The organism is Ruegeria sp. CDSA034 (assembly GCF_059612275.1).
Map to the genome: position 1 here is coordinate 81,297 of NZ_JBXWQH010000015.1, position 22,641 is coordinate 103,937.

At 57.1% G+C, this 22,641-nt stretch carries 24 protein-coding genes; 13 read left to right on the forward strand and 11 right to left on the reverse strand.

Annotated elements, in window-relative coordinates; all coding sequences use genetic code 11:
* Nucleotides 1-114: 114 nt before the first annotated feature.
* Nucleotides 115-1,581 (forward strand): uracil-xanthine permease family protein, encoded by a 1,467-nt coding sequence (locus tag AC2FLJ_RS19720; protein WP_496698477.1) that lies wholly within the window; start codon nt 115-117, stop codon nt 1,579-1,581.
* A 77-nt stretch (nt 1,582-1,658) separates the two neighbouring features.
* Here the strand turns inward: AC2FLJ_RS19720 and AC2FLJ_RS19725 are convergent, their stop codons facing one another.
* Nucleotides 1,659-2,903, reverse strand: a complete 1,245-nt coding sequence (locus AC2FLJ_RS19725) for an adenylate/guanylate cyclase domain-containing protein (protein ID WP_282120813.1) — start codon at nt 2,901-2,903, stop codon at nt 1,659-1,661.
* A 60-nt stretch (nt 2,904-2,963) separates the two neighbouring features.
* Nucleotides 2,964-3,416: a MarR family winged helix-turn-helix transcriptional regulator gene (locus AC2FLJ_RS19730; protein WP_058273337.1), complete on the reverse strand. Its 453-nt coding sequence runs from the start codon at nt 3,414-3,416 to the stop codon at nt 2,964-2,966.
* Between the two features lie 57 nt (nt 3,417-3,473).
* Here AC2FLJ_RS19730 and hmgA point away from each other — a divergent pair, with 57 nt between their 5' ends.
* The 7 genes from hmgA to AC2FLJ_RS19765 all read left to right on the forward strand — a co-directional run bounded on the left by hmgA (nt 3,474) and on the right by AC2FLJ_RS19765 (nt 10,107).
* Entirely contained in the window at nt 3,474-4,829 is a 1,356-nt protein-coding gene (gene hmgA, locus AC2FLJ_RS19735) for a homogentisate 1,2-dioxygenase (RefSeq protein ID WP_058278995.1), read from the forward strand.
* A 22-nt stretch (nt 4,830-4,851) separates the two neighbouring features.
* A complete protein-coding gene (gene fahA, locus AC2FLJ_RS19740) occupies nt 4,852-6,108 on the forward strand; it encodes a fumarylacetoacetase (RefSeq protein WP_496707258.1) in 1,257 nt (418 codons plus the stop codon).
* A gap of 10 nt (nt 6,109-6,118) precedes the next feature.
* Entirely contained in the window at nt 6,119-7,069 is a 951-nt protein-coding gene (locus tag AC2FLJ_RS19745; RefSeq protein ID WP_496698471.1) for an MBL fold metallo-hydrolase, read from the forward strand.
* Nucleotides 7,070-7,206: 137 nt separating this feature from the next.
* Entirely contained in the window at nt 7,207-8,817 is a 1,611-nt protein-coding gene (locus tag AC2FLJ_RS19750) for an FAD-dependent oxidoreductase (RefSeq protein ID WP_496707260.1), read from the forward strand.
* Nucleotides 8,818-8,822: 5 nt separating this feature from the next.
* Nucleotides 8,823-9,020 carry a DUF2783 domain-containing protein gene (locus tag AC2FLJ_RS19755; RefSeq protein ID WP_145975851.1) on the forward strand — a complete coding sequence of 66 codons (198 nt, stop codon included), beginning with the start codon at nt 8,823-8,825 and terminating at the stop codon, nt 9,018-9,020.
* 19 nt (nt 9,021-9,039) lie between these two features.
* Entirely contained in the window at nt 9,040-9,678 is a 639-nt protein-coding gene (gene maiA, locus AC2FLJ_RS19760; protein WP_496698467.1) for a maleylacetoacetate isomerase, read from the forward strand.
* An 87-nt stretch (nt 9,679-9,765) separates the two neighbouring features.
* Nucleotides 9,766-10,107 carry a DOPA 4,5-dioxygenase family protein gene (locus AC2FLJ_RS19765; protein ID WP_496698465.1) on the forward strand — a complete coding sequence of 114 codons (342 nt, stop codon included), beginning with the start codon at nt 9,766-9,768 and terminating at the stop codon, nt 10,105-10,107.
* On the opposite strand, the gene AC2FLJ_RS19770 is transcribed toward AC2FLJ_RS19765, so the two are convergent.
* Complete coding sequence (locus AC2FLJ_RS19770) at nt 10,104-11,732, reverse strand: acyl-CoA synthetase (protein WP_496707263.1); 1,629 nt, start codon at nt 11,730-11,732, stop codon at nt 10,104-10,106. The two genes, AC2FLJ_RS19765 and AC2FLJ_RS19770, sit on opposite strands and share 4 nt — an antisense overlap.
* Before the next feature lie 218 nt (nt 11,733-11,950).
* Here AC2FLJ_RS19770 and AC2FLJ_RS19775 point away from each other — a divergent pair, with 218 nt between their 5' ends.
* Together AC2FLJ_RS19775 and AC2FLJ_RS19780 are read left to right on the forward strand one after the other, a co-directional pair.
* The gene (locus AC2FLJ_RS19775; protein WP_496698460.1) at nt 11,951-13,348 is read left to right on the forward strand and encodes an aminotransferase family protein; all 1,398 of its coding nucleotides are present in this window, start codon (nt 11,951-11,953) and stop codon (nt 13,346-13,348) included.
* A 163-nt stretch (nt 13,349-13,511) separates the two neighbouring features.
* Nucleotides 13,512-13,946, forward strand: a complete 435-nt coding sequence (locus AC2FLJ_RS19780) for a hypothetical protein (protein ID WP_496707265.1) — start codon at nt 13,512-13,514, stop codon at nt 13,944-13,946.
* Nucleotides 13,947-14,140: 194 nt separating this feature from the next.
* On the opposite strand, the gene AC2FLJ_RS19785 is transcribed toward AC2FLJ_RS19780, so the two are convergent.
* The 6 genes from AC2FLJ_RS19785 to pyk all read right to left on the reverse strand — a co-directional run bounded on the left by AC2FLJ_RS19785 (nt 14,141) and on the right by pyk (nt 19,133).
* On the reverse strand, nt 14,141-14,536 hold the full coding sequence (locus tag AC2FLJ_RS19785; RefSeq protein ID WP_496707267.1) for a hypothetical protein: 396 nt from the start codon (nt 14,534-14,536) through the stop codon (nt 14,141-14,143).
* A gap of 141 nt (nt 14,537-14,677) precedes the next feature.
* On the reverse strand, nt 14,678-15,043 hold the full coding sequence (gene rplT / locus AC2FLJ_RS19790) for a 50S ribosomal protein L20 (protein ID WP_058273348.1): 366 nt from the start codon (nt 15,041-15,043) through the stop codon (nt 14,678-14,680).
* Nucleotides 15,044-15,057: 14 nt separating this feature from the next.
* The gene (rpmI, locus tag AC2FLJ_RS19795; RefSeq protein WP_010443552.1) at nt 15,058-15,258 is read right to left on the reverse strand and encodes a 50S ribosomal protein L35; all 201 of its coding nucleotides are present in this window, start codon (nt 15,256-15,258) and stop codon (nt 15,058-15,060) included.
* A gap of 182 nt (nt 15,259-15,440) precedes the next feature.
* A complete protein-coding gene (locus tag AC2FLJ_RS19800) occupies nt 15,441-16,991 on the reverse strand; it encodes an alanine/glycine:cation symporter family protein (protein WP_058279006.1) in 1,551 nt (516 codons plus the stop codon).
* 14 nt (nt 16,992-17,005) lie between these two features.
* Entirely contained in the window at nt 17,006-17,443 is a 438-nt protein-coding gene (locus AC2FLJ_RS19805) for a universal stress protein (RefSeq protein ID WP_058279007.1), read from the reverse strand.
* Nucleotides 17,444-17,687: 244 nt separating this feature from the next.
* Entirely contained in the window at nt 17,688-19,133 is a 1,446-nt protein-coding gene (gene pyk, locus AC2FLJ_RS19810) for a pyruvate kinase (RefSeq protein WP_058273351.1), read from the reverse strand.
* A 132-nt stretch (nt 19,134-19,265) separates the two neighbouring features.
* Between pyk and AC2FLJ_RS19815 the strand changes: the two genes are divergently transcribed.
* The 3 genes from AC2FLJ_RS19815 (at nt 19,266) to AC2FLJ_RS19825 (ending at nt 20,702) form a co-directional block, all read left to right on the forward strand.
* Nucleotides 19,266-20,003 (forward strand): N-formylglutamate amidohydrolase, encoded by a 738-nt coding sequence (locus tag AC2FLJ_RS19815; RefSeq protein WP_496707270.1) that lies wholly within the window; start codon nt 19,266-19,268, stop codon nt 20,001-20,003.
* 67 nt (nt 20,004-20,070) lie between these two features.
* Nucleotides 20,071-20,310 carry a DUF6868 family protein gene (locus tag AC2FLJ_RS19820; RefSeq protein WP_058273353.1) on the forward strand — a complete coding sequence of 80 codons (240 nt, stop codon included), beginning with the start codon at nt 20,071-20,073 and terminating at the stop codon, nt 20,308-20,310.
* A gap of 77 nt (nt 20,311-20,387) precedes the next feature.
* Nucleotides 20,388-20,702 carry a DUF1244 domain-containing protein gene (locus AC2FLJ_RS19825; protein ID WP_496698450.1) on the forward strand — a complete coding sequence of 105 codons (315 nt, stop codon included), beginning with the start codon at nt 20,388-20,390 and terminating at the stop codon, nt 20,700-20,702.
* 43 nt (nt 20,703-20,745) lie between these two features.
* Here the strand turns inward: AC2FLJ_RS19825 and AC2FLJ_RS19830 are convergent, their stop codons facing one another.
* Both AC2FLJ_RS19830 and dgcA read right to left on the reverse strand, forming a co-directional pair.
* On the reverse strand, nt 20,746-21,606 hold the full coding sequence (locus tag AC2FLJ_RS19830) for a D-amino-acid transaminase (protein ID WP_496698448.1): 861 nt from the start codon (nt 21,604-21,606) through the stop codon (nt 20,746-20,748).
* Between the two features lie 11 nt (nt 21,607-21,617).
* Nucleotides 21,618-22,583, reverse strand: a complete 966-nt coding sequence (gene dgcA, locus AC2FLJ_RS19835; protein ID WP_109312217.1) for an N-acetyl-D-Glu racemase DgcA — start codon at nt 22,581-22,583, stop codon at nt 21,618-21,620.
* Between the last annotated feature and the right edge of the window lie 58 nt (nt 22,584-22,641).

Sequence of the window (22,641 nt, forward strand, 5' to 3'; positions counted from 1 at the left end):
CCCAGCTATCTGCTTGATCTAATAATAGACAACTTTGAATGGATCAGGATGTGAATTCCACACCAGGCTATCAAAGGACAGGACGCCAAAACGCGCGTTGACGGGAGGACAGCCATGACCGATTCATCCATTGGGACGCCGGAGCAACTTCGGGATCCAAACTATTTTCCAGCCATTTATCGGGCCGTACCGCTGGGGATACAGCACGTGCTTGCAATGTTCGTGTCGAACGTTACTCCGGCGATTATCGTTGCCGGCGCGGCGGGTTTTGGTTTTGGTTCAAACAGCCCGGACTTTCCCGAGTTGCTGTATCTGATCCAGATGTCGATGCTTTTTGCTGGCGTTGCCACGCTGTTGCAAACGGTAACGCTTGGCCCGGTTGGCGCAGCGCTTCCGATCGTACAGGGCACATCCTTTGCCTTCATTCCGATCATGATCCCTCTGGTTGCCGGAAAAGGCGTGGACGGTCTTGCTGCCCTGTTTGGGGGCGTGATTATCGGTGGATTGTTTCATGCCCTGTTGGGCACGGTGATCGGCAGGATACGCTTTGCATTACCGCCTCTGGTCACTGGATTGGTTGTGACGATGATCGGTCTTGCGCTGGTAAAGGTCGGCATCGAATACGCGGCCGGAGGTGTCCCAGCCAAGGCTTCTGGTGCTGAAAGTTATGGCTCGTTGTCCAGCTGGACACCCGCGCTGATCGTTGTGTTTGTTACGCTGGGGCTGAAGTTCTTCGCGCGTGGCATGCTTTCCGTATCGGCCGTCCTGGTCGGTATTTTAGTGGGCTATGTTTATTGCTTGCTGGTAGGGAAACTACCGGTCGAAGTGATCTCAGGCTCATGGGAACGCTCTGCAGCTTTTGCACTGCCGCAGCCTTTCAAATACGGCTTCGAGTTCTCGTTCGCCGCAGTAATCGGTTTCTGCCTCATGGCCTTTGTGTCCGCCGTCGAAACGGTCGGCGATGTCTCGGGGATCACCAAAGGTGGCGCAGGTCGTGAGGCGACCGACAAAGAGATACAGGGCGCCACATATGCTGACGGTTTCGGCTCTGCCATTGCTGGTGTCTTTGGTGGCTTCCCGAACACATCGTTCAGCCAGAATGTCGGTCTGATCGCTATGACCGGCGTCATGAGCCGCCACGTGGTCACTATTGGTGCCATTTTCCTGATTGTATGCGGTCTGGTGCCCAAGGTCGGCGGGTTGATCCGAACGGTTCCGATCGAAGTGCTGGGCGGCGGTGTCATTGTCATGTTCGGCATGGTTGTCGCCGCAGGCGTATCCATGCTGTCGGATGTTGTATGGAACCGTCGCAACATGGTGATCTTTGCGGTTTCGCTTTCGATTGGTCTGGGGCTTCAACTCGAAGTCATGAACGTGACACCCGGATCGGCAAATGCGCTGCAGCACCTGCCCGACACCCTACGGGTTCTGGGCGCGTCAGGCATCCTTCCAGCAGCGTTTATCGCTATTGTGCTTAACCTGATCCTGCCAGAGACACTCGCGGATGAGGCGACAGAAGAAGTCTCTGGGGGTATGGCCGGCCACGGGCGCGGCGCGTTGGTTAAGGACGATCACGTCTGAGCCAGAAACCATTGCTTGGGCCTGTTCACAAATGGATAGGCCCAAGCCGCAATTAATTTCGGCCACGAAACGCAAACTCAATCCCGTGCGTCATTCGCCTTGTAAACCGTAAACAGTTCTTTCGGTTCCGGCACTCCACGCAGCATATAGCGACCGACAGAGACCAGCTCTGACGCGGCAGGTCGTGCAGCCTTTGCCACATCGTCCGAGATCAGGATCCGTTGCCCCAGCGACCGGTGCATTCCGGCAATCCGCGCGGTCTGGTTGACGGTCGGGCCGATGACGGTGAAGTCCAGGCGGTTCTCAGAGCCGATATTGCCGTACAGAATCTCACCTGCATGCAGCGCCAGCGTATAGTTCGACACAGGCAGGCCATCGGCAGAACGTTGTGCGTTCAGTTTCGCCATCGATACCTCCAATTCGCCGACGGCAGCCAGTGCCGCACGCGCGTCCGCATCGATCTCGCCCACATCGAACATGGCCATTAGCCCGTCGCCCATGAACTTGAGAATGCTTCCATCGCATTTGTGGACCACGTCTATCGCAGCGGCCAGATACTCGTTTAGCATCTCAATAAGGGCATCACCCGGCAGCTCTTCGGACAGGCTGGTGAACCCCTCAAGGTCAAAGTTCCAGATCACTGCGTCGATTTGCTGAAGCGACCCGCGCCTGATCTCGCCGGACAAGACGCGCCGACCGGCATCGCGTCCCAAATAGACGCGCATCAGGTCCTTTGATATCCGCTGGTTGTTTGCAGATTTCAAAGCCAATCCGAGATGCGGCAGGGCTGTATTGATCAACGCCAGATCGCTGTCCTTGAACCCCTCGGGCGCGTTTGAGGTCCAGGACAACAATACACCGTTCACCGCCTTTTTGGCGTCCTTCGGCTGATTGTGAGTCGGAATGTCAAAGGACACACCCGTCGCGTAATATTCAGTGGCGCCATGTTCGCGCAGTTCATTCAGCAAGGGAAATCGGCTTGGTTCGTTCTGATCCACCAACCGTTCGTGCACAACGCTTTCGCCTTCGTTCAGAACAGCAAACAGAGGGCTAGCACGCCATTGATCGCTGGGTTGTTCAGAGTATTCGAACTTTTGATATTCCCCGCCCTGGCCGTAATACCAGCTATAGCCGGTTCCGCCATAAATCGGGTGCAGGGTCGATTGGGCCGCGTGAAATCGCATCAGCGGAACGCCCAGTTCCACCAGGCGATTGCAGTACTCTTCCAGCAGTTCTTCTTTTTCGACACCCTCAAGCCCGCGCGCCACCAGCCAGTTGATCAGATCGCTTGATTTTGCCGTATCGGCATCCAAGGTCGTCATGTTTTGTCCCATTTTTGTTCTGGGCTTCATCTGGGAATTGCGGCGGTGAATTACCAGTGGTCAATCCATATGCGCCAGACGCCGAAGCATTTTGCGCAACAGTTCCGCTTCGTCCCGCGAAAACAGGCCGGCAAGCTTTGAATCATAGGCCTCGGCCACCAGGCGCAAATCCCTGTAAACCGTCTGACCTGCGGATGTCAGCGTCAATTGTTCAACCCGGCGGTCGGATGTGTCGCGATTACGGGCTAAGTATCGGCGCTGTTCCAATTTCGAAACTGCGCGGCTGACCTTGGTTTTGTGGATTTTGGCGCGCTCACCGATTTCTTTCGCAGTCATCTCGCCGTAATTTCCCAGGTGAAACAAGACGCGCCATTCGGTGCGAAGCATCCCGTAACGGTCCTTATAGACCTGCTGAAACTCCAGCGAACTTTCTTCGGCTGCACGGTTCAGCAGGTACGGCAGGAATTCCTGCAGATCAAAGTCATCTTTTTTGGCAGATTTGTCCTGAGTCATGCTTGTTAGTTACAAAATCAACTATTACTCGACAAGCAGCAATTGGAGGAACACAGGATGAACCATCCGACGGATCCGCACAAAATGACGCAAGCCGGCACATCCGTTGGCACGCATGCGGGTTATATGCCCGGCTTTGGAAACGACTTTGAAACCGAGGCCCTTCCCGGCGCGCTGCCGCAGGGCATGAACAGCCCGCAGCGTTGCAATTACGGCCTTTATGGTGAACAGCTTAGCGGCACGGCCTTTACAGCCAATCCGCCCGAGCGCACGTGGTGCTATCGCATTCGCCCGTCGGTCAAGCATTCGCACCGTTATGAAAAAATCGAACTGCCACATTGGAAATCCGCGCCCTGCGTTGACCCGGACGTGATCAGCCTTGGCCAATACCGCTGGGACGCAGTGCCTCATTCCGATGAGGGGCTGACATGGCTCACCGGTATGCGCACCATGACAACGGCGGGGGATGTGAACACGCAGGTGGGCATGGCCAGCCACATCTATCTGGTCACCGACTCTATGGAGGATGACTATTTCTTCTCGGCCGATTCCGAGATGTTGGTGGTGCCACAGGAAGGTCGCCTGCGGTTCGCGACCGAACTCGGAATCATTGATCTGGAACCCAAGGAAATCGCCATTCTCCCCCGTGGCCTCGTGTACCGTGTCGAGGTGCTGGAAGGCCCGGCGCGCGGATTTGTCTGCGAGAACTACGGCCAGAAGTTCGAATTGCCCGGCCGCGGTCCAATTGGGGCCAATTGCATGGCCAACCCACGCGATTTCAAGGCTCCGGTGGCGGCGTTTGAAGACCGCGAGGTGCCTTCGACCGTGACGGTCAAATGGTGCGGGCAGTTCCATACCACAAAGATCGGCCAAAGCCCGCTGGACGTGGTGGCGTGGCACGGGAACTACGCGCCCTACAAATATGACCTGCGCACCTACTGTCCGGTCGGTGCAATTCTATTCGACCATCCCGATCCGTCGATCTTTACTGTCCTCACCGCGCCCTCAGGGCAACCGGGCACGGCTAACATCGATTTTGTCCTGTTCCGCGAACGCTGGATGGTGGCCGAGGATACGTTCCGCCCGCCCTGGTATCACAAGAACATCATGTCCGAGTTGATGGGCAACATTTACGGCCAGTACGATGCCAAACCGCAGGGGTTTGTTCCGGGCGGCATGAGTCTGCACAACATGATGCTGCCGCATGGCCCGGATCGGGAAGCGTTTGAAAAAGCATCAAACGCGAACCTCGGGCCAGACAAGCTGGACAACACGATGTCCTTCATGTTCGAAACCCGTTTCCCGCAGCATCTGACACCATTTGCAGCCAACGAAGCCCCGTTGCAGGATGATTACATCGACTGCTGGACGTCGCTTGAGAAAAAGTTCGACGGCACGCCGGGCAAAAAGTGACACCCAAAAGAGGTTTGAATACATGCCATTAATGAAATCCTGGGTAGCCTCGGCCAATGAGGCTGATCACCCGTTTCCCCTGAACAACTTGCCATACGGCGTTTTCTCGACCGAAGGAGGTGATCCGCGGTGCGGCGTGGCGATTGGCGACATGATTCTGGACGTCACCGCAGCCGAGGCAGGGGGACTGATCGAACTGGCAGGCGAGCCGCTCTTCGATCTGCCTTTCTGGAACCCGCTGATGGAGGAAGGTCCTGCCGTCTGGGCTGCATTGCGCAACCGCCTGACCGCATTGTTGGCCGAAGGCGCAGAGGAACAGGCGCAGGTTGAACCGTTGCTTATTGCCCAGATCGACGCCGAAATGCACATGCCTTTTGCGGTCAGCGAATACACCGATTTCTATGCCGGACGTCACCACGCGCAAAACGTTGGCACCATGTTCCGCGGACCGGAAAATGCCCTTCCGCCGAACTGGTTGCATATCCCCATCGGGTATAACGGCCGGGCTTCTTCCGTTGTCGTGTCGGGCACCGATATCCGTCGGCCTTGGGGTCAGCTCAAGTCGCCCGATCATGACATGCCCGCTTTTCTGCCCAGCCGTCGTTTTGACATCGAGCTTGAGATGGGCGCGATTGTCGGTACACCCTCGGACGGACCCATCTCGGTTCAGGAGGCCGACGACAACATCTTTGGCTATGTTCTGCTGAACGATTGGTCCGCACGCGATATTCAGGCCTGGGAATATCAACCCTTGGGGCCGTTTCAAGCCAAAGCTACAGCCACTTCGATCAGCCCGTGGATTGTGACAAAGGCGGCGCTGGAACCCTTCCGCTGCGACACGCCTGCGCGTGAATTCGAGTTATTGGATCACATCAAGGACTGCGGTCCGATGCTGTATGACATTGATCTTGAGGTCACGATGGAGCCCGACGGCAAGGACGCCACAGTCATTGCTCGGACGAACTACAACGAAATGTACTACTCGGCCGCCCAACAACTGGCGCACCATTCGACCTCAGGCTGCCCGATGAACACGGGCGACCTGCTTGGGTCTGGCACGATTTCCGGTCCAACAAAGCCAGAGCGGGGCTCGCTGTTGGAACTCAGCTGGGGTGGAAAGGAACCGCTGACGCTGGATACCGGTGATACCCGCACTTTTATCGAGGACGGTGATACACTGACCCTGACAGGTGCTGCCAAGGGCAAAGGCTACACCATCGGGTTTGGCGACTGTGTCGGGACCGTGCTGCCCGCCCTAAAAAACCCGTACACCCGATAAGGAGCTTATCATGGCTAAGGCATTCGCGTCCCAGGGGGATATGTCGGAAAAGAAGATCTCTTTCACCGAGGTCGGCGAGGGCCTTTATGCCTTCACCGCCGAAGGCGATCCAAATTCCGGCGTCATCATCGGCGATGACAGCGTGATGATCGTCGAAGCGCAGGCGACTCCGCGCCTGGCCAACAAGGTGATCGAATGTGTGCGGTCCGTCACCGACAAACCGATCACGCATGTTGCGCTGACCCACTACCACGCAGTCCGCGTATTGGGGGCCAGCGCCTTTGGTGCGCAACAGATCCTCATGTCCGACATGGCGCGCGCCATGGTCGTTGAACGCGGGCAAGAGGACTGGGACAGTGAGTTTCAGCGTTTCCCCCGCCTGTTCGAAGGTCATGAAAGCATCCCCGGCCTGACCTGGCCCACCACCACATTCAGCGATACGATGACGGTTTACCTGGGCAATCGCCGGGTCGATCTTATGCATTTGGGCCGCGCACACACCGCAGGTGATATCGTCATTCACGTACCCGATCAGAATGTCATGTTCACCGGTGACATCGTCGAATATCACTCGGCCTGCTATTGCGGCGACGGGCATTTCAGCGATTGGGGTGATACGCTAGATGAAATCAAGTGGTTCGACGTCGATGCCATCGCACCGGGTCGCGGAGACGCCCTGGTCGGCAAGGACATGGTCAATGCAGCGATCGAAAACACCCGTGACTTTGTCGAAAGCACCTATCGGCCCGCCGCAAAGGTTGCAGCCCGTGGCGGATCTCTGAAAGAGGCATGGGACGCGGTGCGCGCCGAATGCGATCCGAAATTCGCAGATTATGCGATCTATGAACACTGCCTGCCCTTCAATGTCGCCCGCGCCTATGACGAAGCGCGCGGCGTCGGCACGCCACGCATCTGGACCGCGCAGCGCGATCTTGAGATGTGGGAGGCCCTGCAAGGCTGAAGAAGTCGGGCAAACTTGATCCAGATCGTTTTGCGCAGAGGAAATAGGTGGAATCATGGACCGAGGCCTTCCAGCGCACCCGTGCCAGAGGGCAGGACCTTGCGCGCCCACGGCGCCTGAGTATCGGGGGAGAACCCATGAACAAGATCTTCGAAGTCCCGCTCTATGCCTATCAACGCAGCCCGGACCAAGACGCGGCAAGCTCAGTAAGACACAAGGTTATCGTAATCGGAGCCGGTCCAGTTGGATTGGCCGCAGCCATTGACCTGGCCCAGAAAGGGGTCCCTGTCGTCGTGCTGGACGACAATGACAAGGTTAGCTTTGGTAGCCGCGCGATCTGCTTTTCACAGCGCTCTCTGGAAATCGCCGACCGTCTGGGCGCCGGGGGTGAGTTGGTCGATAAAGGCGTGCTGTGGGATGCCGGCAAAGTCTTTTTTGACAACCGTCAGGTCTATGAGTTTCACCTGCAACCCGACGCGGGCTATGCGCACCCCGCCTTCATCAATCTGCAACAATACTATTTTGAAAAAGCGCTTGTTGAACGGGTACGGGAATTGCAGGCCGATGGCGCGCCGATTGAAATTCGCGGCCAGAACAAGGTCGAAGCCGTCGGTACGCACAACGATCACGTCAAGCTTGAAGTCGAAACTCCCGAAGGCCCCTATAACGTTGAGGCGGATTGGCTGATTGCCTGTGACGGTGCAAACTCGCCTACCCGCCGCATGCTCGGCCTGGATTTCGAAGGCCGCGTATTCGAAGACAACTTTCTGATCGCTGACGTGGTGATGCAGGCGGACTTCCCGACCGAACGCTGGTTCTGGTTCGACCCGCCGTTCAATCGCGGACAGTCTGCCCTACTGCACAAACAACCCGACAACGTGTGGCGGATCGACCTGCAACTGGGCAGGGACATCGACCCCGAGCATGAAAAACAACCTGAAAACGTGATCCCCCGGCTCAAGGCGATGCTGGGCGAAGAGATCAATTTCGAACTTGAATGGGTCTCGATCTACACGTTCCAATGCCGTCGGATGGAGCGGTTCCGTCATGGTCGCGTTTTGTTTGCGGGCGACAGCGCTCATCAGGTCAGCCCCTTTGGCGCGCGCGGGGCCAACTCTGGTCTGCAGGACACAGACAACCTGTGCTGGAAACTAAAGATGGTTATAGACGGCGAAGCCCCCGAGCTTTTGCTGGAAAGCTATAACCGCGAACGGGTCGAAGCCGCGGATGAGAACATTCGCATGTCCACCCTATCGACGGAATTTATCACGCCCAAATCCGATATGTCGCGTCTTTTGCGGGATGCGGTTTTGGACCTCAGCGAGCACTACGCATTTGCGCGCCCGCTGGTCAATTCCGGCCGGTTGAGCACACCATGCGCATATTCCGGATCATCGCTAAGTTCTGCGGATGCTCTGACCGGGCCAGAGATCACGCGCCCCGGTTCCGCCTGCCCGGACGCGCCTTTGGGCGAGGAATTTCTGCTGCCCAAGTTGGCCGGGAAATTCACTTTGTTGACTATAGATGCGGACGCTCCTGACAGTCTAGAAGAAGGCGGCGTTACGGCCACGCGACTGGCTCTCTCGGTCAAGGATGACCTGACTTTGGAGTTGAAGCGCAGGTATCTGGGCGATGCCCCGGGTGCGGTTTATCTGATCCGACCTGACCAGCACGTCGCCGCGCGCCGCGACACGTTCGAAGAAAACGCATTCCGGCAGGCGATCCGCCGGGCAACAGGTAAGGAGTGAGCGAAATGACCAATCTGATCCTTTCCCCCAATCTGGAAAATGCCGACGGTTTCTATGCCGATCTGGTGGCGGCGCATGATGGGCTGGTCAAAGCCGACAGTGACGCCCTGAATGCACGTCTGGTTCTGGTCCTGGCCAATCACATTGGGAACGCAAATGTATTGTCTAGCGCCCTGATAGCCGCCACGCTGAAGGACACCTGACGAACTGAGGAGATCGATGATGAGCGGCGTGGTGCTGTATGACTTTTGGCGGTCTTCGGCCAGTTACAGGGTGCGCATCGCACTGAACCTGGCTGGGATCAGCTATCGCGCCGCTTCAATTGATCTGGCAGCGGGCGAACAAAGGTCCGGCAACCACTTGGCGCGTAATCCACAAGGGTTGGTCCCCGTGCTCGAGATTGACGGGCTGCGGTTGACGCAATCTCTGGCTATTATCGACTATCTTGACCAAACGCGCGGCCTTGGACTGTTGCCTCCGGAACCGGCGGCCCGGGCACATGCGCTGGCTTTGGCGCAATCCATCGCGGTCGATGTGCATCCGGTCTGCAATTTGTCCGTCGCGCAGTATGCGGCCGCGCTGAGTGATGGTGCTGACGGGATGCCCGGCACCTGGATGCGCCATTTCATTCGCCCCGGCCTACTGGCTTTTGAGGCGCTTCTCGAGGGCTTCGAACAAGCGCCCTATTGCACCGGGGCCAAGCCCGGACTGGCCGATGTTTGCCTGGTCCCGCAAATGTATAATGCGCGCCGTTGGGACGTGGATTTATCGGACTTGCCGCGCAGTCTAAGCGCCGAGATCGCTTGTGCCGAACATCCCGCCTTTGCCGCAGCCCACCCAGATATCCACGCACCCTCTTGACCTGGCGCACAGAGCCTGTGTGACGGCGCAAGTGGCAATACCATTTGCAGCGCCGTACCTTGTTCGAAACGTATGCAAGAGGTCCCAATGCCAGAGATCACCGGCTATCACGCCCATGTCTATTACGACGCAAATACGCAAGCCATTGCCCGGCAGGTCTGTGAAGAGGTCGCCGGCCTGTTTCCTGTTCAAATGGGGCGCATGCATGCCAAAAATGTAGGCCCCCACCCGCGATGGAGCTGCCAGCTGGGCTTTGGCCCGGACGCGTTCGATCAAGTCATGCCGTGGCTAATGCTGAACCGACAGGGCCTGACCATCTTCACCCACCCCGAAACCGGCGACCATCTGGCGGATCATCGGGACCGGGCCATCTGGATGGGTGAAATGCTGGATCTTGATCTGTCGATCTTTGACAAGGTGGGCGCTTAAGTCAGCGCCTTTGCCTGATCCCGCAATTTGAACTTTTGGATCTTGCCAGTCGAGGTCTTGGGTAAAGGTCCAAACACCACCGTTTTGGGGGCCTTAAAATGGGCCATGTTTTCCCGACAGAAGCCGATGATATCCGCGTCGCTCGCCTGTGCGTTAGGCTTTAGTTCAACGAACGCACAGGGTGTTTCACCCCACTTGTCGTCCGGGCGCGCGACCACGGCTGCCTCCATAACGGCCGGGTGTTTGTAAAGGATATCCTCAACCTCAACCGACGAAATATTCTCGCCACCTGAAATGATGATGTCCTTGGACCGGTCCTTGAGCGCGATGTAGCCGTCCGGATGCATCACCCCCAGATCACCCGAGGCAAACCATCCGCCTCGGAACGCCTTATCTGTGGCTTCGGCGTTCTTGAGGTAGCCTTTCATGACGACGTTGCCCTGCATGAAAATCTCACCCATCGTCTCGCCATCTGCGGGCACAGGTTCCAGCGTGTCCGGGTCGGCAACCATAAGCCCGGACAGGGCGGAGTAGCGGACACCCTGACGGACCTTAAGAGCGGCGCGTTCCTTGGCCTCTTTACCGTTCCATTCATCTTTCCACGCGCAGACAACGGAGGGGCCATAAGTTTCGGTCAAACCATATACATGAGTGACCTCGACACCCATGTTTTCCATGCTTTCGATCACAGCGGCGGGCGGCGGCGCGCCAGCGGTCATCACCTTGATCTCATGATCGAAGTCCTTGAGGTGATCGGGCGCGTTGGCCAGCATGTTCAGCACGATCGGCGCGCCACAGAAGTGGGTCACCTTCTCATCCCGAAACGCCGCGTAAATCGGTTCGTCCCGCACGGCCCGCAGACAGACCGAAACACCCGCATTCGCGGCCATCGCCCAAGGAAAGCACCAGCCGTTGCAATGGAACATCGGCAGGGTCCACAGATAGACCGAGTGCTTTGGCATATTCCAGTCCAGCAGGTCCGACTGCGCGTTCAGCGCGGCCCCTCGGTGGTGATACACGACGCCCTTAGGATTGCCTGTTGTCCCCGAGGTATAGTTCAACGTGATCGCGTCCCACTCATCTTTGGGTAAGGACCAGTTGAATTCAGGGTCGCCCTCGGCCAGTAAGGCGTCATAGGTCAGGCCGCCGAGCTTCTCACCACCGTCAAAGCTCGGGTCCTCGATATCGACGATCAGTACATCGTGATCCACCTGTTTCAGCGCCTCTTTGACCACGCCTGAGAACTCGGGATCGACCAGAAGGACTTTGGATTCCGCGTGATTCAGAATGAAGGCAATGATCGGTGCGTCCAATCGAGTGTTGATGGCATTCAGAACAGCACCTGCCATCGGCACGCCAAAATGCGCCTCATACATTTCCGGTATGTTGGCCGCGATAATTGAAACCGTGTCGCCCGGGCTGATTCCACGGGCCGACAATGCGCCTGCCAAACGACGACAGCGGGCATAGGTTTCAGCCCATGTATAGCGACGCGCGCCGTAAACCACGGAAGGATAATCCGGGTAAATGTGCGCTGTCCGCTCGATAAAACTCAGCGGTGACAACGGTGTATAGTTTGCCCGACATTTGTCCAAATGACGCTCATAGATGCTGGCTTGTGTCATTTGCTGACCCTCCCTCTGCGGTTCCGGCGAATTGAGCACAAAGTCGTTCCTCTGACAAACCCGTAAAAATACGGCGTGGCCATGGACTGGAATTACGGGATGGTGCAATCTGGCCCTATCTCCGACAGAGCTTTCGCGGTGATCTGAGCCATCGAAAACACAAAGCCGGGACGGCCCTTTTCGCCGCCCGCGCCCCAGCCATTCTGAAAGGACATGTCATGGACGGCACGTTCAACGAAAACGATCTCTCGCACGTGGTCGAAGCCGACCGCGCCCATATCTGGCACCACCTGCTGCAGCATAAGCCATTGGAAAGCAACGATCCGAAGATCATTGTCGAAGGCAAAGGCATGCGTGTCTGGGACCAGAACGGCAAAGAGCATCTGGATGCCGTGTCCGGTGGCGTCTGGACCGTTAACGTCGGCTATGGCCGCGAATCGATCTGTAAGGCGGTTCACGACCAGCTGATGAAGCTGTGCTATTTCGCCAATACCGCAGGGTCTATCCCCGGTTCGATCTTTGCTGAAAAGCTGATCAGCAAAATGCCGGGAATGAGCCGCGTTTATTACACCAACTCCGGTTCCGAAGCGAACGAGAAGGCGTTCAAGATGGTTCGCCAGATCGCGCACAAGCGCTATGGCGGCAAAAAAACCAAGATCCTGTACCGTGACCGCGACTATCACGGCTCGACCCTGGCAACCATGTCTGCAGGCGGTCAGGACGAGCGTACGGCGCAGTACGGTCCGTTCGCACCAGACTTTGTCCGCGTTCCGCATTGCATGGAATACCGCAAGCACGAGCTGGGCTTGGAAGAGCTGTCCGGCGAGGCATTCGGCAAAGCAGCCGCGGACGCCATCGAAGAGGTGATCCTGCGCGAAGGCCCCGAAACCGTTGGTGCGCTGTGCCTTGAGCCTGTGACCGCCGGTGGTGGCGTGATTGAAGCGCCCGAAGGTTACTGGGAACGCGTGCAGGAAATCTGCAAAAAGTACGACATCCTGCTGCATATCGACGAAGTCGTCTGCGGCGTCGGTCGTACCGGCACCTGGTTCGGCTATCAGCAATACGGCATCAAGCCTGACTTCGTGACCATGGCCAAAGGCGTTGCCTCGGGCTATGCGGCGATTGCCGTGATGGTTACCACCGAAGAAGTCTTTGACATGTTCAAAGACGACATGTCGGACCCGCTGAGCTATTTCCGCGACATCTCGACTTTTGGTGGCTGCACCGCCGGTCCAGCTGCGGCAATCGAAAACATGCGCATCATCGAAGACGAGAACCTGCTGCAGAACTGCATTGATATGGGCGACCGGATGTTGGGCAACCTGCAAGCGCTGATGGAAAAGCATGAAGTCATCGGCGACGTACGCGGCAAGGGCCTGTTCCTGGGTGCCGAACTGGTTTCCGATCGGGCCACCAAAGAGCCAATGGATGAGAAAAGGGTTCAGGCGGTCGTTGCCGACTGTATGGCGCAGGGCGTCATCATCGGGGCCACCAACCGTTCGATCCCCAGTCGCAACAACACGCTGTGCTTCTCGCCTGCACTGATTGCAACCGCAGACGACATCGACCAGATCACTGATGCGGTCGACGGCGCACTGGGTCGTGTATTCGGCTGAACCTAACTGGAATATATCTGCCATCACTCATGCAATCACGGCAGATGAACTTAGACCGGCGCGACCACCGCGCCGGTTTTTTTGTGTTTACACACGCGGGTTTGTCAAATGCGCCAACTCAAGTACCCTGTGGTTATCACACCCCATGCAGGAGAAGTGTCCAATGGTACTCAAGCTCATCCGAAGCCTCGCCGCCGTGGCCATCCTTGCGGTCGCCACCCCTTCCAGCGCCGATGAAGGCAGCGGCTTTCCCCAGATCGTCGGCACCTGGCACGGCACCTATCTGGTGGGCTTTGCAAAATCGAACCCGAACCACGCAAAGGGCTTGCTGAAGACCGAGATGGAGCTGGAGATCACCAAGCTGGACGGCAACCTGATCACCGCCACCAATCGCTGGCGTCGGATCGGCGACACCGATTGGATCGTAGAAGAGGCTATGGGCACCTTTTCGTTGGACGAGCCCACCCGCTTTGTTCTGGCCGAGGCCGGGATATCGGGGGACGATGTGTCAGCCGGGATATTCAACGGAGTCTATCTGGATGACGTGATCATGGTCACCTATGCCGGGCCGGGAACGGGCGTGTCCTTTGCGGCGTAGTTGGTGAAGAAGAACGACAGCAACTAATGCGTGCCGAGAGTTAGTGCGGTCCAGAAAACCTAAAATGCAAAGACCCATGTCGCCTAAGTCCGCTGTGCGGACAAAGCAGCCAAGCACAGTTACCGATTCATCCGAGCTTTGTCACTGTGTAGTAAGAAAATGTCTAAGCAAACGAGGCTGCAAAACAGTTGTCATCATCTTTCCCAAAGTGGCTGGCATTCAGCAGCAAAAGGGAAAACGCCTTCTTCCCAAGGCCCTTTTGGGTTTTCATCCCGAACAATTAGGCCTGGTCTGGCAAAAATTCGCATGTGGACCCCACTGCCGTCATCAAAGAAGTAGTAGATGGCGTCCCACTCTCCATCAAGTCTGCTGAACCTTTCATAAGCGCCTTCCCCAATACGCATAAGCCTCTGCGGTCTCTCGTCGGCATATCGTCTTACGGCGATGTCACCATAGAAATCCCAAATTTGGAGGCCGAGGTTAGACATACGTTCGCAGGATAAACCAGTCATATCTACCGGTTTAGATTGTGCAGAGGTTCCTGCGACCCATACGATTGATAAAAAGACCAAATGAAGTGCAGTTTTCATAACGTGCAGGCTAGACGTTACCTCTTGAAAATGAAAGTCATTATGACTGCTTTGGGCTCGAAGCGGACTATCTAATCACGAACAAAAAAAGGCCGCCCCAAACGGGACGGCCCTTCATTCACTGTCTCTGCTAAGAGAGGATCAGGCAGCCAGAGCGGCCTGAGCTTTGGCGACGATCGTGCCGAACGCTTCCGGTTCGTGCACGGCCAGGTCGGCCAGAACTTTACGATCCACTTCGATACCGGCCAGGGTCAGGCCGTTGATGAAGCGGGAATATGTCAGTGCTTCGTCATGCGAACGGACAGCAGCGTTGATACGCTGGATCCACAGTGCGCGGAAGTTGCGCTTGCGGTTTTTACGGTCGCGGGTTGCATACTGGTTCGCCTTGTCGACGGCCTGACGGGCAACCTTGAAGGTGCTCTTGCGGCGGCCATAGTAACCTTTGGCGGCCTTGATAACCTTCTTGTGACGGGCGTGAGTTACGGTTCCACCTTTAACGCGGGACATCTCTTAATCTCCTCTTAGCGGTCGTAGGGCATGTAGCCCTTGACGATCTTGGCGTCGGGGGCGGACAGGGTGGTGTTGCCACGGGCGTCGCGGATGAATTTCTTGGTCCGCTTGATCATGCCGTGACGTTTGCCGGCCTGGCCAGCAAGGACCTTACCGGTCGCAGTCACCTTAAAGCGCTTTTTGGCGCTCGACTTTGTCTTCATCTTAGGCATTTCCGTCTCCTTTCGGGGTTCGGTTTCAGACGCGACTCGGCATGCCATCTCGGCCGGTCACGCGATCAGAAGCGCCGTTTACGCAAGTTCGACCATACTGGCAAGGGGGTTTGGACCAGAATCTGCGCTTTTTGCAGCCTGATCAGGCACCGGGGCGACAAAGGCCGCCCCGGTGGTTTGATTTAGTGTTCGAATTTGCGGATTTCGCCAGTCTTCAGTCGGCTCGCATAGCTGGCCAGTTCTTCACGCACCACTTTCATCAGGAAATAGAGCGCAAAGACGTTCACGACCGCCATCGCAAAGATCGCCGCATCCGAGAAGTCGATGACAGGGCCAAGATTGGCCGCCGCGCCGATAACAACGAAGATGCAGAAGATGACCTTGAACACCAACTCCTTGGCGTGGCCTTCCCCGAACAGATAAGTCCAGGCCTTTAGGCCATAGTAGGACCAGCTGATCATGGTTGAGAAGGCAAACAACACAACCGCTATCGCCAGAACGTATGGGAACCAGCTGAACGCGCTGCCAAAGGCGGCAGAGGTCAGGCTGACGCCCGAGTTGCCATCAACAGTTGCAATGGCATTACCCGCTTCGTTCAGCATGTAGTTGCCGGTTTCCGGATCGACGATCAGCTGCTGGGTGATGATGATCACCAGCGCAGTCATCGTACAGATCACAACCGTATCGATGAACGGCTCAAGCAACGAGACGAACCCTTCGGTGATCGGCTCTTTGGTCCGCACCGCCGAGTGTGCGATCGCTGCAGAACCCACGCCCGCTTCGTTCGAGAACGCAGCACGACGGAAGCCTTGGATCAGCGCCCCGACCATACCACCAGCGACGCCGAGGCCGGTGAAGGCACCTGCGAAAATCTGGCCGAACGCCCAGCCGATTTGATCAGCATTCATGATGATGATCACCAACGCAGCAGCCACATACAGGATGCCCATGAATGGAACGACCTTTTCGGTCACCCGTGCGATGGATTTCAGTCCACCCACAATGACAAGGAACACGATGATTGCAAAGACAACCCCTGTGATCCATCCAGGATAGTCGCCCGTGATGCCCGCGATCTGTTGGTGCGCCTGATTGGCCTGGAACATATTGCCTCCGCCCAGCGCGCCCAGAATACAGAAGATCGAGAACAGGACGGCCAGGATCTTGCCTCCAGGCAGGCCCAGTTCGTCAAAGCCCTTGGACATATAGTACATCGGGCCACCGGAAACGGTGCCATCCTCGTATTCGTTGCGGTATTTCACGCCCAACGTACATTCGGTGAATTTCGACGCCATGCCCAGAAGGCCCGCGACAATCATCCAGAAGGTGGCACCCGGTCCGCCAATGCCGACAGCAACCGCCACACCGGCGATGTTGCCTAGGCCAACCGTACCCGACAGCGCCGTGGCCAGAGCCTGAAAGTGGCTGACCTCACCCGCATCGTTGGGGTCGGAGTAGTCACCTTTGACAAGGCTGATCGCATGGCCAAAGAACCTGAGCTGCACAAAGGCAAAGTACAGCGTGAAAACAGTCGCCGCGACGACCAACCAACCCACGATCCACGGGAAACTGGTTCCCGGAAACGGCGCAAAGATAAAGCTGACAAATGGCCCGGTGAAATCGGCAAATGCCTGATTGATCTTGTCGTCCAGTCCAGGCGCGTCTTGCGCCATTGCCGGTGCGGCGATCAAGGCGGCAATTACAGCCAGCCAGAGATGTTTCAACATAGTCATTCTCATCCCTCCCGTCAGTTCACAACAGTGACTGGCACATCGGCGTGCATGACCAGATTTTGGGTCGAGCTGCCAAACAAGCGTTTCTTGAACCCATCGGCCGAGGCGCGCCCGACGATGATCTGCGAACCGCCATTCTCGACGGTGATTGCGTTCAGAGTTTCAGCCACGTCGCCATGACGCACGATGCCCTGCACTGTGTAACCATCTGCGGTCAGGGCTTCGACAGCCGGGGTAACAATCCGGTTCGTCGCAAGTTCGATTTCTTCTTCTCGCCGCTTGTGCCGCAATGCGTTCTCTTCAGGGGTTTGAAAAGTAAATGGGGACCATTCGATGACATAAACAACCAGCAATTCACACGTACCAATTCGGCCAGCCAGATCTTTGGCAAAGGCGATGGCGTGTTCTCCGGTTTCTGTCCCGTCCAGTCCAATGACAATTTTCGTTGTCATAACGTTCCTCCAATAATTTTGGTTATTCCGGGACCCGTGCCCCCGGCAGGGCAGCCGGAACCTGGAACTTATTAAGTGGACCGCCCATGCGCCCGAGTATCCCGGAAAAACCCTCAAAAACAGAGAGTTATCTTCCAAACACACCCGTTATTTCGGCATGTCATTGAAATTTATATACTTTTTCCGCCTAAAATTTAGGCGTATCGGTTTGATACCAGCCTTTCAAGGCCCTGCATCGCAACTGTCACCCGGGATCAGTGTTGTAGATCAGCCGTTCATCGCAAGGCGCGATACGCAAAATATTGGTCGTTCCCGGGACGTTGAAAGGCACACCGGCAGTCACTACGATCTGATCGGCTTCGGATGCGAACCCACCGGCACGGGCCGCACGGGCCGCGTTGACCACAGCGCCTTTGAACCGCTCAAGCTCGGGCGTCATCACGCAATGACAGCCCCAGCTCAGACACAGACGTCGCGCGGTTCCGGTGGCTGGCGTCATCGCGATGATCGGAACGCCTGGACGTTCGCGGGCGGTCAGCAGCGCGGTGGTGCCGCTTTGGGTAAAACAGCAAATCGCCTTGATATCTGTTTTTTCTGCAATCTCACGCGCGGCGGCAACGATACCATCGGCAATAGTGGTCCCCTTTGCCGTCCGGGACGCTGCGATAATCTGCGTGTAGGTCGGGTCCGCTTCGACCTCGATCGCAACCTTGTTCATGGTTTGCACGGCCTCGATTGGGTACGTACCCGCAGCGGATTCCGCGCTGAGCATGATCGCATCCGTGCCTTCGTAGATTGCTGTCGCCACGTCCGAAACTTCGGCCCGGGTTGGCATCGGGCTTTCGATCATGCTTTCCAGCATCTGAGTGGCCACGATCACAGGCTTAGCCGCCCCACGGCATTTGCGCACCAATCGCTTCTGGATCGGCGGCACCGCCGACACAGGAAGCTCAACACCCAGATCGCCGCGCGCGACCATAATCCCGTCAGAGGCATCCAGAATGTCGTCGAATGCCTCGACCGCTGCAGGCTTTTCGATCTTGGACAGGATCGAGGCGCGACCGTCGGCCAGCGCGCGCGCTTCAAACACATCCTTGGCACGCTGCACAAAGCTCAGTGCCAGCCAATCCACACCCAGTTGGCAGACAAATTCCAGGTCGTCGCGATCCTTGGCAGACAGAGCTGCCAGTGGCAGCACCACATCAGGAACGTTCACACCTTTGCGGTTCGAGATCGTACCGCCGACCTCAACGGTGCAATTGGCAAAATCCTGGCCACAGTCCTGCACGGTCAGACGGATTTTGCCGTCGTTGACCAGAAGCCGCGCACCCTGCTCCAACGCGGCAAAAATCTCGGGATGCGGCAGGCAAACGCGGTTGATATCTCCGGGCGCAGGGTCCAGATCCAGACGGAAGGCCGCGCCTTCTTCAAGTTCTTCTGCGTCGTTGGCGAACACCCCGACACGCAACTTGGGTCCTTGAAGGTCGGCCAGAATTGCGATTGGCCGGTCCAAGTCTTTTTCGATCTGTCGGATGATCCGGTGGCGTTCGCGGATCTCATCATGGCTGCCGTGGCTCATATTCAGGCGGAAGACGTCTGCGCCTGCCTCGTACAGCGCGCGGATCATGTCATAGTCATTTGACGCCGGTCCCAGCGTCGCCACGATTTTCACATTTCTCAGGCGTCGCATTGGTCTGGCTCTCCTAACGTCTTCTCTTGATTCTGCGCAAATGTTACCGCAAACATTGCTCAGCCTGCTTATTGCGCAATTCCCTTTTCAAAGCAACTGCCCTACACCTGCGACAAACTAGATGACAGGCTTATGACGTATTCCCCGTTTTTTATCCACGGCGCGGATCGGCCCTCGCGTTGGCTGATCACATGCGACCACGCATCCAACTTGGTTCCGCCCGACATCCAAGGTGGCGACCTTGGCCTGCCTCGTGAGGATATGGAACGCCACATCGCTTATGATGTAGGTGCCTACGAGGTTTCAAAGCATCTGGGTGAGCTTTTGAATGCGCCCGTAATCGCAGCCAATTTTTCCCGCCTCGTGATTGATCCGAACCGCGGCGAAGATGATCCGACCTTGCTGATGAAGCTCTATGACGGGTCGATCATTCCCGGCAACCGGCACGCCGATGCGGCAGAACGAGAGCGGCGTTTGAACATGTGCTATCGCCCGTATCATGACGCGCTGGCGCAAATGGCCGCGTTGCCGCATGCGGTAATCGTGTCAATGCACTCGTTCACGCGGCAACTAAGGGGTCGTGATCCCCGCCCTTGGCACATTGGCGTTCTGCATACTCCGGACGAACGTTTCTCGGGCCCGTTGATCAGCCGTCTAGAGGCCGAGGGTGACCTTTGCGTCGGCGTTAATGAACCCTATACCGGCGTGCTGCCCGGTGATGCCATTGACAAACACTGTACCAGTTTTGGTCGCCCCAACGCACTGATCGAGCTGCGCAATGATCTGATTGCCGAACACGCAGGACAGCGAGAATGGGCCGAGCGGCTAGCCCCTATCCTGCAGGACGCGCTGGACCAAAGCGGCTTGTGACAAAAGCCCTCACTTCATTGTGAGAGCCAACCCCAGACCCCATATTATAGGGGTAAAGGAGGCCACTATGACTCAGGAATTTCTGACGTCCGTCTTTGGCTGGATGGCCGTGCTCAACATCGCGGTTCTGCTGTTCACCACAATGATGATATTGCTGTTGCAGGACTGGATCGCTGGCATTCACGGCAAAATGTTCCAGATGGAGCGCCCCGCAGTGAAACGGGCTTACTTCCGGTACCTGGCAAATTATAAGATCCTGACGCTGATCTTCTGCATCACCCCATGGCTGGCTTTGAAACTGGCCTGATACGCTGATTGTTGAATCATCGCCCCCGGGCCGCTAGGTCACATACAGCACGCATTCCTGTCATCCGGAGCCAGACCATGGACAAGCAAACCGAAATCGAACTTCAGGCCGCCGCATTCCGTCGCTTGCAACAGCATCTGATGGAGGATCGCACCGATGTGCAGAACATCGATATGATGAATCTCGCCGGGTTCTGCCGCAACTGCCTGTCGCGGTGGTATCAGGAAGCAGCCAACGAAAAAGGTATTCAGATGGGCAAGGACGAAGCCCGTCAAATTTTCTACGGCATGACCATGGATGAGTGGAAAGCCAAATACCAGACCGACGCCAGCCCGGAAAAACAGGCCGCCTTCAAAGTCGCGTTCGAAGAGAATGTAACGAACAAGGGCTGACGCCCAAACCGAAAGAGGCCCGCCAATCTGGCGGGCCTTTTCTTTAGATTGCGACCTTGCGGCTTTCGTCCAAATAGATTTCCCGCAAACGCTTGGCGATTGGTCCCGGTGTACCGTCGCCCAGCGCAACCCCGTCAATCTCGACCACGGGCATGACAAACGCACTGGCAGAAGTGGTGAAAGCCTCATCCGCTTCCTTCGCCTCATCAATGGTGAACAGGCGTTCTTCCACTTCCATCTGCGCTTCGGCGGCCATGCGCAGGACGGCCTTGCGGGTGATGCCGTGCAGAATGTCATTCGACAGTGGGCGGGTGACGATCTTGCCGTCCTTGACGTAGTAGGCGTTGTTGCTGGTGCCTTCGGTCACATAACCGTCCTCTATCAACCACGCATCGTCACAGCCAGCCTTCTTGGCCATCATCTTACCCATGGACGGGTACAGCAGCTGAACGGTCTTGATGTCGCGGCGGCCCCAGCGGATGTCTTCGATCGAGATGATCTTAGCACCCTTCTTGGCGGCTGGGCTATCGGCCAGGCCAGGCTTGTTCTGGGTGAACAGCACGAGGCTCGGCTTGGTGTCCACAGAAGGGAATACAAAATCGCGATCGCCATCCGATCCACGGCTGACCTGCAGGTAGATAAGCCCTTCTTCGATGCCGTTCAGCTCTACCAACTTGCGATGAATTTCAAGCAGCTCATCCTTGGTGCAGGGCTCAGCCATCTCCAGCTCATCCAGAGACCGCTTCAGACGCACGGCGTGACCTTCGAAATCGATCAGCTTGCCATCCAAAACGCTGGTAACCTCGTAGACAGCGTCTGCGAACAGAAAACCACGGTCAAAGATCGACACTTTGGCCTCGGTCTCGGGCAGGTATTCGCCATTTACAAAAACGGTGCGGGTCATGTCTTGTCTCCTCAGCCCCAGAGGTCCGCTTTGGGCGGGTGCACTCCGGCATCATCAAAAATCAGCGGGTTGTCGCGGTCTTCGGCCAGCAGAAGCGGGCCGTCAAGGTCTGTCACCATCACACCCTGTGCCAACAGTGTCGCAGGTGCCATAGCCAAAGAGCTGCCAACCATGCAGCCGACCATCACGCGATAGCCTTCAGCCAGCGCCTGCTGGCGCAGGGCCAGCGCCTCGGTCAGGCCGCCCGTTTTATCCAGTTTGATGTTGACCACATCGTACTTGCCCTTGAGGCCCTGAAGGCTTGTGCGATCATGACAGGACTCATCAGCACACACTGGCACGGGGCGCTCCATTCCAATCAGGGCGTCATCTTCCCCGGCGGGCAAAGGCTGCTCGACCAGGGCTACACCCAAACGCACCAGATGCGGGGCAAGGTCGGCGTAAACCGCAGCTGACCAGCCTTCGTTGGCGTCCACGATGATCGTGGCATCTGGTGCACCTGAGCGCACAGCCTCCAGCCGGGGCATGTCATCCGGTGTGCCCAATTTGATCTTCAGCAAGGGCCGATGCGCATTGGCTGCGGCCTGCGCCTGCATTTTTTTCGGCGTGTCCAGCGACAGCGTATACGCTGTGATTTCTGGCCCCGGAACCGGCAGCCCGGCCAGATCCCAGGCCCGCTTTCCTGCGCGCTTGGCCTCAAGGTCCCAAAGGGCGCAATCAACCGCATTCCGCGCCGCCCCGGCAGGTAAAAAGTCCATTAGGCTGTCGCGGGTAAACTCGGCAGGCAAAGCTGCGATCTCGGCCTCGACCGAGTCCAGCGTTTCATCATACCTGGCATAGGGCACGCATTCGCCCCACCCCTGATGGGTACCGTCAGAAATCCGAACCGTCAGCACCTTGGCCTCGGTCCGAGACCCGCGCGAGATCGTAAAGACCTGCGCCAGCCGAAACACGTCACGAGAGACTTCTACCTGCACGCGCCAGCTCCTTCATCTTTTTCAAAATACTTTCGCCGAAGGCGGACAAGCCCGCCTC